The sequence below is a fragment of the Paenarthrobacter sp. YJN-D genome (assembly GCF_015040335.1).
GTDB lineage: Bacteria > Actinomycetota > Actinomycetes > Actinomycetales > Micrococcaceae > Arthrobacter > Arthrobacter nicotinovorans.
The window spans coordinates 1,819,121-1,831,774 of sequence record NZ_CP053549.1; the positions used below are offsets into that span (position 1 = coordinate 1,819,121).

Genomic DNA, 12,654 nt, shown 5'->3' on the forward strand with positions numbered 1-12,654 from the left:
GGGTGCTGAATGCGGCTTTCGGGCGACATATTCCGTTACTGGGCTAAATCCCGGTTAATTTTGTCCATCGAACTGCCTAAACAGCGTTCGGGGCATTACGATTGGGTCGACTCGTCTCTGAGTACGCATTCATCACAACGAAACCCCGGGGGATATACCAATGAGCTACCCGCAACAACCGCAACAGACCCAGCCCTACGCAGCGCAAGCCGGCGAGCCGCCGCTGTGGGCACCCTACTATGGCGCTCCGATCGGTGCAGCCGTCAAGCGTTTCTTCAAGAAGTACGCCGCGTTCTCGGGCCGTGCCAGCCGCAGTGAATACTGGTGGGTCGCCCTTGTACTGGGCGTCGTGGGCTTCGTCCTGCAGCTGCTCACCGGCATTCTCGGCGCAGCAGGCTCAACCACTACAAGCACCGGAACAATTCCCGGTCCTGGTGCTGCAGTGGGGCTCATCCTCGTCCTCGTCTTCTACTTGGCAGTCCTGATTCCGTCTCTCGCCCTGTTGGTTCGCCGTCTCCACGACGCCAACCTCAGCGGCTGGTTGGCATTGCTCGTTGTGGTGCCGATCGTTGTTTTCGTGCTCTCGCTCCTGCCGTCCAACCCGGCCGGCCAGCGTTTCGACCAGCCGACCGCGTAGTAACCCACGCACCACGCAAAAAGGGGCGGTACCCAGTGTGCCGCCCCTTTTTCGTGCCCGCACTGTGTGCCCGCGGGGCCACTCCGTGAAATGCTGTCCTTAACGCGGACCGACCCCGATGACGAGGAGAGCCAGCCATGAAACCGATCAAGCGCTTCGCCGTGGTTGGCGGCGGGATCATCGGCGTCGCGGTTGCGCGGGAACTTTCCAACAAGCTCGACGGCGTCCAGGTCACCGTTTATGAGAAGGAAGGACGCCTCGCTGCCCACCAAACAGGTCACAACTCGGGGGTGGTCCACGCAGGGCTGTACTACGAACCCGGCGGGTTGAAGGCACGGCTGTGCCGCAGGGGAGTGGAGCTGCTGCAGGAATTCTGCGCCGCGAAGGCCCTTCCCTACGAAGCATGCGGGAAGCTGGTCATTGCCCAGACGCCGGAAGAGCAAAAACGCCTGGACAACATCTTTGCCCGCGCCACAGCCAACGGGGTGCCCGGAGCACGGATGCTGGGCGGTGACCGGATACGCGAGGTGGAGCCGAACGCCGTCGGGCTTTCCGCTTTGCACTCGCCGGAAACGGCGATCGTCGACTATTCGGCCATCACCGAAGCGCTCGCCGACGACGTTCGGGCCTCGGGAGGGACCATCCGGCTTGGGCAGGAAGTCACGTCGGTGGAACAGCAAGCGAGTGGCGCGGTTGTCCATACGAAGGACGACAGTGAACACTTTGACCTGGTGGTCGCCTGCGCCGGCCTGCAATCGGACCGTTTGGCGAAGGCGGCGGGCGAGGCCGCGAACCCGAGGATCGTGCCGTTCTTCGGGCAGTACTTTCTCCTGGACCGCGCGGCCCGCGAGCAGGTGAAGGGCCTTATCTATCCTGTCCCGGACCCCCGGCATCCCTTCCTGGGCGTGCATCTGACCAAACGCATTGACGGCGAAATGATGCTCGGACCGAATGCGTTCATTTCCTTTGGCCGGGAATCCTACGGCTGGAAGGATGTCAGGGTCCGCGATGTCCTGGATTATGCCCTGTTCCCGGGCTTTTGGAATTTTGCGCGGCAGAATGTGCCCTCGGCTGTTCGTGAATTCCAGACCGTGGTGAGCCGAAAGAAATTCATCCGCGAAGCTGTCCGCTTTGTTCCTTCCCTGGAGGGCGCCACTGTTCTACCCGGCACCCGCGGCGTCCGCGCCCAGGCCATGAACGGCGACGGATCGCTGGTGGACGACTTTGTCATCGCACGACGCCGGGACACCGTTTTGGTGCGGAACGCGCCGTCGCCCGGGGCTACTTCGTCCATGGCGATCGCCGAGTACATCGTGGAGCAGGCGCTGCTGGACTAGCAGGCGAGGGCTGTTTGGCCGGGGAGGGTCGGGAGCGGCGTGAGTTAACAAGCCCGTGACGATCCGGAAACGGCGCCCACATGCGGGGTGGATAGCTTTGCTCCATGATCACCTCAATGGCCGCACTTGCTACCCGACTCGGCGATTCCCTGGGCCGCTGGATCGAGGCCGCGTACGTCCTGGATTGCGCCGGTCCCGAGTCTGAAGGACCGCACGGATCGGCTTCGGATTGGACATGGCTTCCAGCCCTGAGCGGGGTGACAGTGGCAGGAGCCCAGGCCATCCAATCGCACGCAGGACGCCCGCCGACGGCCACGTAGGAACCGCGCTATAAGCTGCACAATGTTGCGTTGAGCACACTTTTCGTTGATGCCGGGTAGTATGCCCTAAACTGCTTCACTGAGGTGCCGGAATAGGCACTATGCAGCAACGAAAGCGAACCCTCAATGGCTACTGATTACGACGCCCCGCGCAAGACAGAAGACGAGTCTCCCGCTGAATCACTTGAGGCTCTCCAGGCGTCCCGCGGGGGCGGTGCCCAGACCGCTGTCATCGACGTGGAAGACGTCGATACCGCCGAAGGAATCGACCTTCCGGGCGCCGATCTTTCGGGCGAGGAACTGACCGTCGTTGTGGTTCCGGAGCAGTCGGACGAATTCACGTGCGGGTCTTGTTTCCTGGTCCGTCACCGGTCGCAGATTGCCTTGGAGAAGAACGGCCTCAAGTTCTGCAAGGACTGCGAAGGCTGAATAACGCGCTGATCACGTTATCTTCGGTCACGAAAACGTGGTTGAAGCCGACTGAAACGGCCCGGAATTGATGCCGGAAGCGGCTTCGGATGACCCGCCCGTAACCTGACGGGGGGCCTCTTAACGGTTGTGCTCCGAAGCGGCCACAACCCGCCAAAACCCGTGGATGCACTCCTACAGTTGAAGTATCAACTTCGCCTGAAGGGGGCACAAAAAATGAGGAAAATTGGAGCGGGTTTGGCGGCTGTTGTGGCAGCGGCCGGGCTCGGTCTAGCAGCACCGGGGCCAGCCTCGGCGGCTTCCTATTGCGGCATCACCTGGGGTTCCCTGGCCAAGGCCGACCCCGATATGAGCGCCGCGCAGGTCACCAATGTCCGCACGGGCCAACAGCTCTGCTACGACCGACTGGTGATCGACATGACCGGGAAAGTGGCCGGTTATTCAGTGCAGTACGTTCCGGTGATCACCCAGGATGCAACGGGCTTCCCCATCCCGGTGCTCGGTGACGCCGACCTGCAAGTGGTGGTGACGGCGCCGTCGTACAACCAGTACAGCCAGCCCACCTACGTTCCGGCAGCCAAAGCCGAGCTCTCCAACGTATCGGGCTACCAGACGTTCCGTCAGGTGGTCTACGCCGGGAGTTTCGAAGGAACTACCAGCATCGGCTTGGGTGTCCGTGCCAGGCTTCCGTTCCGGGTCTTCACCCTGGACGGACCCGACGGCGGCTCGCGGCTTGTCGTGGATGTCGCCCATCACTGGTGACCGGGATCGCCGAAGCAGTGCCAGAACGCGCGAAAGCGGCCAGTTCGCCGGATAGCTCCGGCGAACTGGCCGCTTTCCGGCGTTCTCGCTGGTCGGCGCGCCCGGCTACTCAGGGACCACCAGGGCGGGAGTGTCTTTCCGGATGGTCTCGCCACGGAAGAACCCTGGCCGCATGCGGGACTGGATCAGCATGACGACGGCACCCAAGGCCAGGATCCCGATGCCGAGGATGAACACGAGCCCCACTCCGAAGATCTCCGAGCCGCTGCCGAACTCCGGATCCCAGCTGTCCATCGCGGTCTGCAGGAACACAACGAACAGGCCCACGCCACCCAGTACCGGGCACACCAAGCGCAGGAGGAAGTTGCGGGCACTGCTGAAGACGCTGTTGCGGAAGTACCAAGCACAGGCAATGGCCGTCAGTCCGTAATAGAAGCAGATCATCAGGCCCAAGGCGAGGATGGTGTCGTTGAGGACGTTCTCGCTGATCACGTGCATCACGGCGTAGAAGCCCGCGGACAGTACGCCTGCCGCAATGGTGGCGAAGCCCGGCGTCGAGAACTTCTTGCTCATGTGGCTGAAGCGTTCCGGCAGCGCGCCGTAGTGCGCCATGGCAAGCAGGCTCCGTGACGGCGAAGTGAACGTGGACTGCAACGAAGCCGCAGAGCTGGACAGCACCGCCAACGACATGAGGATCGCGAACGGCCCCATGACCGGAGAAGCGAGTGCCGTGAACACGTTGGCGTGGTTCTCGGGGTTGTTCAGCCCGATTCCGGTGTCGCCGACGCCGGCGAACATCATGGTGGCGATGGTCACCAGCAGGTAGATCCCCAGGACGATGACTGCCGTGAGGGTTCCGGCGGCGCCCGCGGTCTTCTTGCCGTTGGCGGTTTCCTCGTTCACGGTGAGGCAGACGTCCCAACCCCAGTACACGAAGATGGACAGCGAAATGCCCGCGGCGATCTGGCCGAAGGTCTCGACTTTCGTGACGTCGAACCAATCCCAGCTGAAGGGAACGGCGGTCTCGGACGTGGACCAGTTGGCGAAGGCCATGGCCACGAACAAGCCCAGAACCAGCAGCTGGAAACCCACCAGCCCGTACTGGACGATCTTGGTGGTGTGCAGGCCGCGGTAACTGATCCACACGGCCAGTGCCACGAAGACAAAACAGGTGGCCACATTCAGCAGCTTGTTCGAGGCGAGGTCGGCCAGCTCAGGGGAACCTGTGGCCTGGGCGAGGAAAAGGTAGAAGAAGTCCACCGCTACACCGGCCAGGTTGGACAGGACAATGATGTTGGCTGCGAGCAGGCCCCAGCCGCCCATCCAACCCACCCAGGGTCCGAATGCCTTGGTGACCCAGGTGAAAGTGGTGCCGCTGTCCGGGGAGTCTGCGTTGAGCTCCCTGTAGGCCAGCGATACCAGGATCATCGGAATGAACCCGATCAGGAAGATGACGGGCAACTGCAGCCCGACTTCGTTGACTGTTGGACCGAGCGCACCGGTGAGCGTGTACGCCGGGGCGATGGTTGAAATGCCAAGAACGACGACGGCGAGGAGCCCCAACTGCCCCGTCTTCAGTCCCTTGCCGCTGATGTTGTGCGACTCTGCAGCGGCTCCAGTGCTTTTGGAAGCACCGGCGCGGATTGTCTGGCTCATGAATGGCCCTTTCTAGATGGCCGAAGGCTGTTGCTGCGTAATGCAGTGGATGCCGCCGCCCCGGGCGAAGAGTTCGCGCGCGTCAACACTGACAACGCGGCGTCCGGGGTAGGCATCGGCGAGGATGCGGAGCGCTTTCTCGTCCATGGGGTCGTTGAAGCTGCACGCAATGACCCCACCGTTGACTACCAAGTGGTTGATGTAGCTGTAGTCCACGTAGCCCTCGTCGTCAGTGAGGGTTTCGGGTGCCGGAACTTCGATGATGTTCCAGTCCCGTCCGGCTGCGTCATGGGTGGTGCGCAGGAATTCGATGATCTCCCGGGACACCGCATGATCGGGGTGCTCAGGGTTTTGCTGGGAATGGACAAGGAGTGTGCCCGGGGAGGGGATGGCGGCCACGATGTCCACATGGCCGCGCGTGCCGAACTTCTCCGAATCGCGGGTGAGGCCGCGCGGCAGCCACACCACGTGGGTAGCGCCGATGGTGCGGGCGAGCTCTTCCTCGATGTCGGACTTGGTCAGGCCGGGGTTGCGGCCCTCGTCAAGCTGTACGGTCTCGGTGACAAGGACGGTGCCTTCGCCGTCAACCTGGATGCCGCCGCCTTCGTTCACGATCCCCGAGGGGAGGTGTGTGGCGTTGGCACGGCCGGTGATGTTGGCAGCGATCTGCGAATCCTTGTCCCACGCCGCCCAGTCCTGGGCGCCCCAGCCGTTGAAGATCCAGTCCACGGCGCCGAGTTGCTTGTTCGCATCCAACACGAACGACGGTCCGATGTCCCGCATCCAGGCGTCGTTCAGTTCCGCGGTGAGTACCTCGACGCGGGGGTCCAGGTAGCGGGCGGCTGTTTCGACGTCGTCGGGCGCTACCACCATGGTGACCGGCTCGAACTCAAGGACGGCATTCGCGACGGCGGCCCAGGTGGAGCGCGCTGCATGCGCCTCTTCCTCGGTGTCGCCCAAGGTGTAACCGCCGGTGGGGAAGGCCATCCAGACGCGGTCCTGCGGGGCCGTCTCCGACGGCATGCGCCAGACGCTCACGCGGAGACCGCCTGGTAGGCAGTGGCGATAGCGCTTGCTCCCAGTGGCGCGTTGGGGTCCACCGGTGCGGTGAGGCGACCGTAGGTTTCAGGGCGGCGCGTGGCCAGGAACGGGAAGAGCGTGAGCCAGTCCTTGCGCTGGTCGAGGTCGAGGTCGGCGACCAGTACGGCGGATTCGTCCCGCGGTGCCTGGACCAGGATGCGGCCGTAGGGATCGGAGATAAAGGAGGAGCCGTAGAAGTTCAGGGTGCCTTCGTTGCCGTAGCGGTTCGGCGCGATCATGAACAGGCCGTTGGCGATGCCGTTGCCCACAATGACCTGCTGCCAGAGCGGCTGCGTGTCGAAGTCTGGGTGGTCCGGTTCGGAGCCGATTGCGGTGGGGTAGACCAGGATCTCAGCTCCGCCCAGGGAGTACATCCGGGCGAGTTCGGGGAACCATTCGTCCCAGCAGGTGGGCATGCCCAGGCGTGCACCGCCGAGTTCGGCCGGTGCGTACACTGCGTAGGCATCCTCGGCTTCCGGGCCCTTGCGGAAGAACTTGTCCTCGTAGTAGCCGGCGGTGACGGGGATGTGCAGCTTGTGGGTGCGGGCTACGAGTTCCCCGGCGGGGGAGACCAGGATCGCGGTGTTCAGGCCGAGGCCGTCGTCAGTGCCATCCGGGTTCTCAGCCCGCTGGTACAAGGATGCGTGGACCGAGACGCCGAACTTCCGGGCTGCTTCGGCAGCGAAGGTGAAGGTGGGGCCGGTGAGGAGGTCCTCGGTGATGTCCGATGGGCGGATGCCTGCCGCGGGGTTGTTCTCCGGCCGGGTGTCGGCGGGGTAGCGGGAGAGCGTCAGTTCAGGCAGGAAAACAACAGTGGCTCCCAGCTTGGCGGCGCGCTCGATGCCTTCGGTAAGTTCTGCGCGGAGGGCGGATTCGTCGGCATGCCAGCGGTGCTGGACAACGCCGACGCGCAGCGGCGTCCGCGTGGAGGGTTCGGTGCGGGCCAGGGAAGTCGGGGCTTCGAGGCGGGTTATTTCAATCATGGTGGCATGTACTCCGATGAGACGACAGTCACTAAATGAATAGCGTTCATTTAGTATGACGCGAGTCACGCCGGAGTGCAAGGGGAAAACGAATGCCAATCATTTATGTCAGCCCGGACCCCTGCCCAGCACACCTGCGGACGCCCTGGCCGAGCGCCCCTCCCGCCCTGTCCCGCCCCGTCCCGTCCCGGGAGCAGGCCTAGCCGGCCACGGTGGGCAAGGTAAGAATCTCGGCTCCGTCCGGGGTGATGGCGATCGTGTGCTCGCTGTGGGCCGTCCGGCAGCCGGTGACGCTGCGGAGGGTCCAGCCGTCGGGATCGGTCACGAGCTGGGCGGTATCCGCCATGACCCACGGTTCCAAAGCGAGCAGCAAGCCAGGGCGCAGCTTGTAGCCGCGGCCAGGGCGTCCCATGTTGGGCACATGCGGTTCCTGGTGCATGGTTGAGCCGATTCCGTGGCCGCCAAACTCCGTGTTAACGGGATATCCTGCCTCGCCGAGGACGGAGCCAATGGCGTAGGACAGATCGCCGATCCGCGCGCCGGGCCGCGCCGCTGCTATGCCGGCACGGAGGGCGCGTTCGGTTGCTTCGATCATGGCCACGCTTTCGGCGGGCTTCGCGTCGCCGACGATGAAGCTGATGGCAGAGTCTGCTGCGATCCCTTTCAGGGAGACGGCCAGGTCAAGGGTCAGCAGGTCGCCGTCGGCAAGTGCGTAGTCCCGCGGCAGTCCATGGAGGACGGCGTCGTTGACGCCTGTGCAGATGTAGTGGCCGAAGGGGCCGCGCCCAAACGATGGCGCGTAGTCCACGTAGCAGGACACCGCGCCGGCCTCGAGGATCATGGCCTTGGCCCACGCGTCGATCTCCAGGAGGTTGGTGCCAACAGTGCACCGGCTCTTGAGCGTGTGCAGGATGTTGGCCACCAGGGTCCCTGCAGCCCGGGCACGGGTCAGTTCGCTGGTGCTGAGGATCTCGATCATAGGGGACCTTTCCGGGGTTGATGCCAATAACTATCCCGGCCATATTATCCCGGTATTACAATTGGAGCCATGGTCAGGTTGCCGCTCACACCCGCAGAGGCCGAGCGCGGACAGCGTCTCGGTGCCCTGCTCCGCCGTGCACGGGGCGCACGCTCCATGCTGGAGATCGCCCTCGACGCCCGTGTTTCCCCCGAAACGCTGCGCAAAATCGAGTCGGGAAGGGTTGCCACTCCCGCCTTTCCCACGGTGGCGGCCATTGCCGATGTTCTTGGACTTTCGCTCGATGAGGTGTGGTCCGAGATCAACCAGCCCGACGCCGGAGCGGACCCCGCCGTGTCGCGCCGCAATGCCCGGGAGTTCCTGGCTTCCTAGATTTCCGCCTGCTGGTCCTGCCGCTTGGGCCGTGCCCGGACGTGCAGGCGCTCGCCTTGCTGGCCGAACAGGGTGAGCAGTTCCACCGGTTCAGAGGTAGCGCTGGCGAACCAGTGCGGGGTGCGGGTGTCGAATTCCGCCACTTCCCCGGGTTTGAGGATGAAGTCGTTCCCGCCCAGGACCAGCCGCAGTTTCCCATTGAGGATGTACATCCAGTCGTAGCCTTCGTGGGATTGCGGGTCTGGAATTTCCTTGCCCGTTCCGGCTTTCAGCACCATCTTGAAGGCCTGGATTCCGCCGGGGCGGCGAGTGAGGGGCAGCGCGGTGCCCCAATGATGGACGTGTGGCTTGAGATGGATGCGGGGGTCGCCCGTTTCCGGGGCGTCGATCAACTCCTCAAGAGGTACTTGGTGAAGCCGTGCAATCGGCAGCAACAGTTCCAGGGTGGGTTTGCGCTGGCCCGACTCCAGGCGGGACAGTGTGCTCACCGAGATCCCCGTGCCTTCCGATGCCTCTGCCAGCGTCAGGTTCCGTTGGGTCCGCATCGCGCGCAGGCGCGGGCCGACGGCGTCGAGCATTGCGCTGAAATCCTTTGCCATGTCCCCAGTTTGCCATAGTGGCAATTTTTCTTGCCGCTTCTGTCGACATCGACCAAGGATGGTAGGAGCGGCGGTAGGCCGCAACGAGTCGACGGAGGCACAGTGAGCAGAGATACGAAGACGGAAACCGCGGACGAGTACCAGGTTGTGGTGATCGGAGGTGGCGCAGCTGGGTTAAGTGCCGCCGTGACGCTTGGCAGGGCCCTCCGGTCCGTCCTGGTGATCGACGCCGGCGAGCCGCGGAACGCGCCGGCTGCCGGGGTCCATGGTTTCCTGTCCAGGGACGGCATTGATCCCAGGGAATTGTTGGATATGGGGCGGGAAGAAGCACGCGGCTACGGGGTGGACTTCATCGCGGGCGTCGCCGTCGCAGCGCGCTCGACGGCGGGGGCCGAGGAAGGCGCGGAGCTCTCCTTTGATGTTGAATTGGCCGATGGGCGGACGGTGAAGGCCCGCCGGATCCTTGTGACCACGGGGCTGACCGATGTTCTGCCCGACATCGACGGCATCCGGGAGCGGTGGGGTCGTGATGTCCTGCATTGCCCCTACTGCCACGGCTGGGAGGTCCGGAACAAAGCGATCGGCATACTGGGCTCTGTTCCCATGGCGTTGCACCAGACGATGCTCTTCAGGCAGTGGAGCCCGAACATCACGCTGTTCCTTAATGACATGGTGGAGCCGACGGACGCAGAGTGGGAGCAGTTGGCTGCACGCTCGATCAGCGTGGTGGAAGGCAAGGTGGAGTCACTCGCCATCCAGGATGATGCGTTGAGGGGCGTCGTCCTGGCCTCGGGAACAGTCATCCCGGTGGAGGCCGTAGTGACCGCAACCAGGCTGGAGGCAAGGTCCGGAGTGCTGGAGTCGCTTGGCGTCCCGGTGGTGGAACACCCCATGGGAGTAGGGCACCACGTGGAAGTGAATCCCATGGGCGGGGCCACCGCGGTTCCCGGCGTCTGGGCTGCGGGCAACGTCGCGGACCTCATGGGACAGGTCATGGCGTCGGCCGCTTCGGGCGTCATGGCCGGGGCCGCCATCAACGCCCACTTGGTGGCGGAGGAAACCAGGTTGGCGGTGGACGTTGCGCGGCTGTCCAGCCTCGCCCGGTGACCACCACAAGCTGAAACGGAACCCCTGCAAAAAAGTGGTCGACGTGCGGCCGGAGTGCGAGGACTATTAAAGAACGCCACTAAGGGAGGTTGTATGTGCTACGCGTACTATGACGACTTCGAGCGGCGCACGAAGAAGGACTCCGCGCGCAAGCCCGAGACCACAACTGAAGAGGCCAGGAAGGAACCGGTTGCCCCGGCGGAGACCCGCCAGGCATCGGAAGGGACACTCTGGACTTTCCTGGCACGCCGTCGCAGGGAACCTGTGGTTTACGAACCGAAGGTTGACCGCATCCACGAGAAGGTCTAGGCCCCGCCTGGACTGGAACGAGTAGAAGATCACGAAAAAGGCGCCGGTCTGCCGGCGCCTTTCCCGTGTGCCCGTCCACGCGCAGGCTAGTTGTTTCCGCCTGTTGAACCGAGGTACTCCAGAGCGGCTGTGACCAATGCTTCCGTTCCCTTGGCCAGCGTGGGCTGGATCAGGGGCGCGAAGTAGGGCGAGTGGTTCGAGGGAATATCTTCGGGGAGGCGCCCCGTCGTCGCCCATTCGCGGAACAGGGCAGGGTCGGCGCCGCCGAGGAACCAAAACACCAACGGCGCGTCGGCGCCCTTAGCCAAGGCTCCTACGTCTTCGCTTCCGGATACGGGCCCGGGGTCAATGACCTGTGCCTCGCCGAACCTGGCCTTGAAGGCCGCTGTAATCCTGCCTGCTGCCGACTCGTCGTTAACTGTCAGCGGGAAGTGCTCTTCGAAATGGATTTCCGGGTCCTTGGGAGCGCCGGATGCCGCTGATTCCCCTTGCACAATGCGCTCAATCGAACCGAGGATTTTGTCCCTGGTGGAATCGCTGAAGGTGCGGACACTGAGGCCGAGGGTTGCCGTCTCGGGGATGATGTTGTTCTTGGTGCCGGAGTGGATCTGTCCTACGGTGACCACGGCGGAGTCGCTGGCGGCGAGTTCACGCGACACGATGCCCTGCAGGCGGATGGTGGCAGCGGCGGCCATCACCACCGGATCAATGGTGGTTTCCGGGCGCGATCCGTGCCCGCCGCGGCCGTGCAAGGTGATGTTGAGGGAGTCTGCGGAGGCCATGGTGACGCCGGCCCGGACGCCGAACCATCCGGCGGGGAAGGGGGCCACATGCTGTCCGAGCACTACATCGGGCTTCGGCACGACGTCATAGAGGCCGTCGCCAACCATCGCCTGCGCACCGCCACCCCATTCCTCGGCGGGCTGGAACACGATGATCAGTGTGCCTTGCCACCGGTCACGTTGTCCGGCCAACGCTTCTGCTGCTCCCACGAGACAGCTGACATGGACATCGTGTCCGCACGCATGCATGACCGGAACATCGTTTCCGTCAGGGTCGACACCCATGGCAGTACTTGCGTAGTCCAGTCCCGTTGACTCCTTGACCGGGAGGGCGTCCATGTCGGCCCGGAGCATGACGACCGGCCCGGCTCCGTTCTCAAGGATGCCCACCACGCCGGTCTTGCCGATGTTGCGGTGGACGGTGAAGCCAAGATTCTCCAGGTGCCCGGCTGCGATCCCGGCGGTCCTGGTCTCCTGGAAGGACAGCTCCGGGTTGGCGTGCAGGTCCTTGTAAAGCTCTTCGAGGTCAATGGTCATGGGTTTACCCTTCGTTCGACGCCTTCGGTCCGGCCAGTGTATCCATCCGCTTTGTGCGAACCCTGTGTGTGCGAACCTGGCTGTCACGGCACACTTGATGGCATGACGAATTCCGAACCCGCCACCACGCAGCACTCCACGGTTGAGGACTGGACCGCAGCCCTGGCAGAGTCGAGCGGCTCGCCCGGGGGCGGCGCCGGCACCGGGGTGATGCTATCCATTGCGGCTGCCTTGACGTCAATGGTGGCCGGGTACACGGAAGCCGAGGGGCAGCAGCGTGACGAGCTTTCCGCTATCCATGCCAGGGCCCATGAACTCAGGGAAGCGGCTCTCCGGCTCGCGGACGAGGACGCATCTGCCTCCAACGCCTTCGGGGCTGCTTTCCGCCTCGACCCCGGACCGGAACGCGAAGAAGCCATCCACCAAGCCTCCGTGGACGCAGCCAAGGCCTCCGCCGTCCTGGGTGAACGGGCAATCGACGCCATTGAAGACCTCGGCTGGCTCGCTTCCCACGGGAACCCGGCCCTCGTCGCCGACGTCGTGGTGGGTTTCGGTGCGCTGCGGGCCGCCATAGCGGGGGCGAGGACCAACGTGAGCTTCGACCTCGCTTCCCTGACCTCCGCGGGGACTTCCCTCGAGGAGGTCAGGGAGCAGCAGCCCGGGCTGTGGACAACGGTCGGCCGGCTCAGCGACGCCCTGGAGCGAATCGACCAACTGACTGCCGGCGTCGACAAGAAGGCGGCACCCACGGAAGCGGTGTAGCTT

At 64.0% G+C, this 12,654-nt stretch carries 15 protein-coding genes; 9 read left to right on the plus strand and 6 right to left on the minus strand.

What is annotated here, in order from left to right; genetic code table 11:
* The first annotated feature begins 160 nt into the window (after positions 1–160).
* The 5 genes from HMI60_RS08615 to HMI60_RS08635 all read left to right on the plus strand — a co-directional run bounded on the left by HMI60_RS08615 (position 161) and on the right by HMI60_RS08635 (position 3,485).
* Positions 161–637, plus strand: a complete 477-nt coding sequence (locus HMI60_RS08615) for a DUF805 domain-containing protein (protein ID WP_193590960.1) — start codon at positions 161–163, stop codon at positions 635–637.
* Positions 638–774: 137 nt separating this feature from the next.
* Complete coding sequence (gene lhgO / locus HMI60_RS08620) at positions 775–1,974, plus strand: L-2-hydroxyglutarate oxidase (protein ID WP_193590961.1); 1,200 nt, start codon at positions 775–777, stop codon at positions 1,972–1,974.
* Positions 1,975–2,078: 104 nt separating this feature from the next.
* Positions 2,079–2,294 (plus strand): hypothetical protein, encoded by a 216-nt coding sequence (locus HMI60_RS08625; protein ID WP_193590962.1) that lies wholly within the window; start codon positions 2,079–2,081, stop codon positions 2,292–2,294.
* A gap of 126 nt (positions 2,295–2,420) precedes the next feature.
* Positions 2,421–2,723: a DUF4193 domain-containing protein gene (locus tag HMI60_RS08630; RefSeq protein WP_193590963.1), complete on the plus strand. Its 303-nt coding sequence runs from the start codon at positions 2,421–2,423 to the stop codon at positions 2,721–2,723.
* A gap of 216 nt (positions 2,724–2,939) precedes the next feature.
* Entirely contained in the window at positions 2,940–3,485 is a 546-nt protein-coding gene (locus tag HMI60_RS08635; protein WP_055975249.1) for a hypothetical protein, read from the plus strand.
* 105 nt (positions 3,486–3,590) lie between these two features.
* Here the strand turns inward: HMI60_RS08635 and HMI60_RS08640 are convergent, their stop codons facing one another.
* The 4 genes from HMI60_RS08640 to map form a co-directional block, all read right to left on the minus strand.
* Positions 3,591–5,141, minus strand: a complete 1,551-nt coding sequence (locus tag HMI60_RS08640; protein ID WP_079582818.1) for an APC family permease — start codon at positions 5,139–5,141, stop codon at positions 3,591–3,593.
* 12 nt (positions 5,142–5,153) lie between these two features.
* Positions 5,154–6,179, minus strand: a complete 1,026-nt coding sequence (locus tag HMI60_RS08645; RefSeq protein WP_039239926.1) for an agmatine/peptidylarginine deiminase — start codon at positions 6,177–6,179, stop codon at positions 5,154–5,156.
* Complete coding sequence (locus tag HMI60_RS08650) at positions 6,176–7,204, minus strand: nitrilase-related carbon-nitrogen hydrolase (RefSeq protein WP_018780144.1); 1,029 nt, start codon at positions 7,202–7,204, stop codon at positions 6,176–6,178. The genes HMI60_RS08645 and HMI60_RS08650 overlap by 4 nt, the downstream gene beginning before the upstream one ends.
* A 199-nt stretch (positions 7,205–7,403) precedes the next feature.
* On the minus strand, positions 7,404–8,183 hold the full coding sequence (map, locus tag HMI60_RS08655) for a type I methionyl aminopeptidase (protein ID WP_039239930.1): 780 nt from the start codon (positions 8,181–8,183) through the stop codon (positions 7,404–7,406).
* A 69-nt stretch (positions 8,184–8,252) separates the two neighbouring features.
* On the opposite strand from map, the gene HMI60_RS08660 reads away from it, so the two are divergent.
* On the plus strand, positions 8,253–8,555 hold the full coding sequence (locus HMI60_RS08660; RefSeq protein ID WP_018780142.1) for a helix-turn-helix domain-containing protein: 303 nt from the start codon (positions 8,253–8,255) through the stop codon (positions 8,553–8,555).
* Here the strand turns inward: HMI60_RS08660 and HMI60_RS08665 are convergent.
* A complete protein-coding gene (locus tag HMI60_RS08665; protein WP_018780141.1) occupies positions 8,552–9,154 on the minus strand; it encodes a helix-turn-helix domain-containing protein in 603 nt (200 codons plus the stop codon). The genes HMI60_RS08660 and HMI60_RS08665 overlap by 4 nt on opposite strands.
* Positions 9,155–9,256: 102 nt before the next feature.
* Here HMI60_RS08665 and HMI60_RS08670 point away from each other — a divergent pair, with 102 nt between their 5' ends.
* Both HMI60_RS08670 and HMI60_RS08675 read left to right on the plus strand, forming a co-directional pair.
* Positions 9,257–10,261, plus strand: a complete 1,005-nt coding sequence (locus HMI60_RS08670; protein WP_193590964.1) for an NAD(P)/FAD-dependent oxidoreductase — start codon at positions 9,257–9,259, stop codon at positions 10,259–10,261.
* Positions 10,262–10,354: 93 nt separating this feature from the next.
* Entirely contained in the window at positions 10,355–10,570 is a 216-nt protein-coding gene (locus HMI60_RS08675; RefSeq protein ID WP_018780139.1) for a hypothetical protein, read from the plus strand.
* Between the two features lie 86 nt (positions 10,571–10,656).
* Here the strand turns inward: HMI60_RS08675 and HMI60_RS08680 are convergent, their stop codons facing one another.
* Positions 10,657–11,889 carry an amidohydrolase gene (locus tag HMI60_RS08680; protein WP_193590965.1) on the minus strand — a complete coding sequence of 411 codons (1,233 nt, stop codon included), beginning with the start codon at positions 11,887–11,889 and terminating at the stop codon, positions 10,657–10,659.
* Between the two features lie 102 nt (positions 11,890–11,991).
* Here HMI60_RS08680 and HMI60_RS08685 point away from each other — a divergent pair, with 102 nt between their 5' ends.
* Positions 11,992–12,651, plus strand: a complete 660-nt coding sequence (locus HMI60_RS08685; RefSeq protein ID WP_193590966.1) for a cyclodeaminase/cyclohydrolase family protein — start codon at positions 11,992–11,994, stop codon at positions 12,649–12,651.
* The last annotated feature ends 3 nt before the right edge of the window (positions 12,652–12,654 follow it).

Excerpts from the sequence above, each read along its gene's own strand:
- HMI60_RS08615 (WP_193590960.1), top strand. The coding sequence starts at position 161 with ATGAGCTACCCGCAACAACCGCAACAGACCCAGCCCTACGCAGCGCAA.
- lhgO (WP_193590961.1), top strand. The coding sequence starts at position 775 with ATGAAACCGATCAAGCGCTTCGCCGTGGTTGGCGGCGGGATCATCGGC.
- HMI60_RS08625 (WP_193590962.1), top strand. The coding sequence starts at position 2,079 with ATGATCACCTCAATGGCCGCACTTGCTACCCGACTCGGCGATTCCCTG.
- HMI60_RS08630 (WP_193590963.1), top strand. The coding sequence starts at position 2,421 with ATGGCTACTGATTACGACGCCCCGCGCAAGACAGAAGACGAGTCTCCC.
- HMI60_RS08635 (WP_055975249.1), top strand. The coding sequence starts at position 2,940 with ATGAGGAAAATTGGAGCGGGTTTGGCGGCTGTTGTGGCAGCGGCCGGG.
- HMI60_RS08640 (WP_079582818.1), bottom strand. The coding sequence starts at position 5,141 with ATGAGCCAGACAATCCGCGCCGGTGCTTCCAAAAGCACTGGAGCCGCT.
- HMI60_RS08650 (WP_018780144.1), bottom strand. The coding sequence starts at position 7,204 with ATGATTGAAATAACCCGCCTCGAAGCCCCGACTTCCCTGGCCCGCACC.
- map (WP_039239930.1), bottom strand. The coding sequence starts at position 8,183 with ATGATCGAGATCCTCAGCACCAGCGAACTGACCCGTGCCCGGGCTGCA.
- HMI60_RS08660 (WP_018780142.1), top strand. The coding sequence starts at position 8,253 with ATGGTCAGGTTGCCGCTCACACCCGCAGAGGCCGAGCGCGGACAGCGT.
- HMI60_RS08665 (WP_018780141.1), bottom strand. The coding sequence starts at position 9,154 with ATGGCAAAGGATTTCAGCGCAATGCTCGACGCCGTCGGCCCGCGCCTG.
- HMI60_RS08675 (WP_018780139.1), top strand. The coding sequence starts at position 10,355 with ATGTGCTACGCGTACTATGACGACTTCGAGCGGCGCACGAAGAAGGAC.
- HMI60_RS08680 (WP_193590965.1), bottom strand. The coding sequence starts at position 11,889 with ATGACCATTGACCTCGAAGAGCTTTACAAGGACCTGCACGCCAACCCG.
- HMI60_RS08685 (WP_193590966.1), top strand. The coding sequence starts at position 11,992 with ATGACGAATTCCGAACCCGCCACCACGCAGCACTCCACGGTTGAGGAC.